Consider the following 3,077-nt stretch of genomic DNA (forward strand, 5'->3'; position numbering starts at 1 on the left):
GGGGTCCGAAGCGGAGAGCCGCCTCGTTGGGTGCGGCCGGAATTCGCCGTTAACCTCCGCTGCAACCTCGCACCGGATGCGCGCCGTTGAGCGCTGCCCGGAGCAGGTCCAGACTCCGCCGCGCCCGAAGAGAGGCCCTCCCCATGAGCTACACGCTGCACCGAGGCGACGCCCTGACCGTCCTGAAGTCCCTCCCGGACGAGAGCGTCCAGGCGGTGATCACTGACCCGCCGTACAACTCCGGGGGCCGCACCAGCTCCGATCGAACCGGCCGTACCGCACGTGCCAAGTACGTCACGAGCAACTCGGCGCACGACCTCGCCAACTTCCCCGGCGAGAACCGCGACCAGCGCTCCTACCGCTCCTGGCTCACCGAGCTGCTCACCGAGGCGTACCGGGCCTCGACCGAGCACGCGGTCGCGATGGTCTTCACCGACTGGCGGCAGGAGCCGACCACCTCCGACGCCCTGCAGATGGCGGGATGGACCTGGAGCGGCACGATTCCGTGGATCAAGCCGTCCAGCCGGCCCCGCAAGGGCGGGCCGAAGCAGGACTCGGAGTTCATCATCTGGGGCGTCAAGGGCTCCCTCGACAACACCCGCGACCTCTACCTGCCCGGCCACTACATCGCCTCCCAGCCCCGCAAGGGCCGGGTTCACATCACCCAGAAGCCGGTCGAGGTCATGCAGCAGCTCGTCCAGGTCTGCCCCGAGGGCGGCACCGTCCTCGACCCGTTCACCGGCAGCGGCTCCACCGGGGTCGCGGCCCTGCGCGAGGGACGTCGCTTCGTAGGCGTCGAGCTGTCCGCGCACTACGCCGACGTCGCCGAGGAGCGGCTGCGGGCCGAACTGACGAAGGACGACTTCGAGCTGGCCGGACCGGAGGCATGAGCGTGAGAGCGAAGAGAGGCCAGGGCCGGCGGCCCACAGACGCCGAAGGGGCGGCTGGAGCATCGACTAACCGATGCACCAGCCGCCCCTCCTGTTACGTCAGGCCGCCTCGAACGCCCGCCGGATCAGCGGCGCAGCCTTCTCCAAGTCGGCTGCCGAGACGACGCGGACCTCCAGGTCGCCGGTCCCGAGGTGTCCGATACCGCGCATGTCCCGGGTGAAGCCCTCCTCCAGCTCGACCGCGTCCGGGTTGAGTCTGAGGTACACCAGGATCGCCTCGTGCTTCGGACGGAAGATCACCGACGCCACGTTCACCAACCGCCGGTAGGCGATGTAGTGCCGCAGCGACGCCACCTCCACCTCGCCCCACGCCGTGAGCGCCTCGTCCAACTCCGCGTACAGGTGCCGCAGACACTCCGGCACCGCTCCTCCACCCGCAGACGGAGAGACCACCGAAGCCGCGGGCACGCTGTCCACCACGGGCGCCCGCTCCCGAGCCCGGCGAGACGAGGCAGCGCTCGGGAAGCCGGTCGCGGAGTCCACGAGCAGCAGCCCCAGCAGGCCACCGTCGAAGATCCGGTAGCGGACCAGGTCGATCCGCTCGGGCAACCTCTGCACCGCCACCCGGTCGTGATGCGAGAAGCCCGCCGCGATGCAGATCATCCGCGGACGACGCCAGTCGACGGACCCGGCGGCCTCCGTCCCCAGCACCTTCCGCACGAGCGCCTCGAACTCGTGGTGCGCCGACTCCAGCCAGGACAAGTAGGAGACCGCCTGGGACATCACCCCGCTGTCCGAGCCCTTCTTGAATTCGATCACCACCGGGCTGCCGTTCTCATCGAGCCCCAGGGTGTCGATCCGCCCCCGGTGCCAAGGCCCGGTCGGATACTCCGAGGCCAGGAAACGGACGCCCAGCATCTGCTCCAGGCCGGCCTCGACCCGCCGCTGCAGCTCCACCTCCAGCGCAACCGTCGAGCCGGCCAGCTCGACATCCCGTCCGTCCGCGTCCTGCCGGAACATCATCAGCTCGGCCACCAGCGCCCCCTCCCGCGATCTCTGCAAGGAAGCCAATCGAACGAACGCCCTGGTTATTCCTCGGTTGTCGCGGCGGCTCCTAGTCCATCATTGCCGTCATGGACCTAGCTGCAATCGCCGCAATCCTCGCCCTCGCGGGAATACCGGTGAGTGTGCTTCTGGGGCGATGGCAGATGCGTACAGCCCTGGCCCAGGCGAGAGAGAACCACCGCACAGCCATGGAAGTAGCGGAGGCGAACCACCGGAGCGCGTTGGAGCTGGCCCGCCGCGGGCTTGCGGTTGAACGTGATCGGTGGCTGCTGGAAGCCCGACGCGCCGAGTACCGGTATTTCCAGAACGCGTTGGGGCAACTTCGACGGGTCCTGGCCACACAAGCCACGAGCGAAGAGGAACTGCGGGCGGCTTACGAGGACGTCCACGACAGCAGTCATCGCGTCGCGGAGGTCGGCCCGGACGAAATCCACTCCATTGCCACCGTCATTCGTGACCAGTGCTACACGATTCCAACCTCATGGCCAGCGTCGGTAGCGCAGCGGATGGATCTGTGGACCGAGACCATCACACCCCTTCGCGTCGAACTCGATACGGCCATACGCACCTCCGTGGGCAATGCGACCCCGCTGGGTCAGCGGGACAGCTTGCACCTACCTCGCTCTTGATCCGGATGCCGTCATCCGTCGCGGAGTTCGGCTTGGACGCGTCGCGAGGGTCGGAAGGCATATAGGTCAAGGACGCCGGGAGGATCGGCGATGCCGGGGCCGCCGTCCTTGATCCAGATAGTGATGTCGGTAACGGCGTCGGGGTCATTCACCAGGCCGAGCCAGACAGGGCGTCCGCCGTTGCGGCGGCCTTCGGCGGAGGGCTGGACGACGATGATGTTGGCGCGTTCGCAGGCGTCGAGGCAGTCGGTGACGCGGACGGTCGCATGGCCGTCGAGGACGTGGCGCAGGTCGCGGAGTTGGGCGGTGTGGTCGAGGCCGGGGATCTTGGGGGTGCCGCAGCAGCAGCCCCGGCAGGCGGTGACGGTGGGCCGTGGCGCCCCCCGGGGGGGGGGGGCCCCGGGGGGGGGGGGGGGGCCCCGGGGGGGGGGGGGGGGGGGGGGCCGGCGGGGTAGCGCCGCAGGCGCACGCCGGTGTGGGCGCCCATGACGGT

The 3,077-nt window shown here is 69.4% G+C and carries 3 protein-coding genes and 1 pseudogene; 2 read left to right on the forward strand and 2 right to left on the reverse strand.

Features of this window, described 5'->3' with window-relative positions:
• Nucleotides 1-143: 143 nt before the first annotated feature.
• Nucleotides 144-890: a site-specific DNA-methyltransferase gene (locus ACIO3R_RS35865; RefSeq protein ID WP_047471334.1), complete on the forward strand. Its 747-nt coding sequence runs from the start codon at nucleotides 144-146 to the stop codon at nucleotides 888-890.
• 99 nt (nucleotides 891-989) lie between these two features.
• On the opposite strand, the gene ACIO3R_RS35870 is transcribed toward ACIO3R_RS35865, so the two are convergent.
• Nucleotides 990-1,925, reverse strand: a complete 936-nt coding sequence (locus ACIO3R_RS35870) for a DUF5655 domain-containing protein (protein ID WP_402111277.1) — start codon at nucleotides 1,923-1,925, stop codon at nucleotides 990-992.
• Nucleotides 1,926-2,023: 98 nt separating this feature from the next.
• Here ACIO3R_RS35870 and ACIO3R_RS35875 point away from each other — a divergent pair, with 98 nt between their 5' ends.
• Nucleotides 2,024-2,584: a hypothetical protein gene (locus ACIO3R_RS35875; protein WP_402111208.1), complete on the forward strand. Its 561-nt coding sequence runs from the start codon at nucleotides 2,024-2,026 to the stop codon at nucleotides 2,582-2,584.
• 11 nt (nucleotides 2,585-2,595) lie between these two features.
• Here the strand turns inward: ACIO3R_RS35875 and ACIO3R_RS35880 are convergent.
• A pseudogene (locus ACIO3R_RS35880) lies at nucleotides 2,596-2,976 on the reverse strand ((2Fe-2S) ferredoxin domain-containing protein); the annotation flags it as partial.
• Between the last annotated feature and the right edge of the window lie 101 nt (nucleotides 2,977-3,077).

This window comes from Streptomyces sp. NPDC087428 (assembly GCF_044744085.1).
Lineage (GTDB): Bacteria > Actinomycetota > Actinomycetes > Streptomycetales > Streptomycetaceae > Streptomyces.

What these genes read in the sequence shown, in the direction of transcription:
- ACIO3R_RS35875 (WP_402111208.1), top strand. Translation starts at nt 2,024, where the DNA reads ATGGACCTAGCTGCAATCGCCGCAATCCTCGCCCTCGCGGGAATACCG.
- ACIO3R_RS35865 (WP_047471334.1), top strand. Translation starts at nt 144, where the DNA reads ATGAGCTACACGCTGCACCGAGGCGACGCCCTGACCGTCCTGAAGTCC.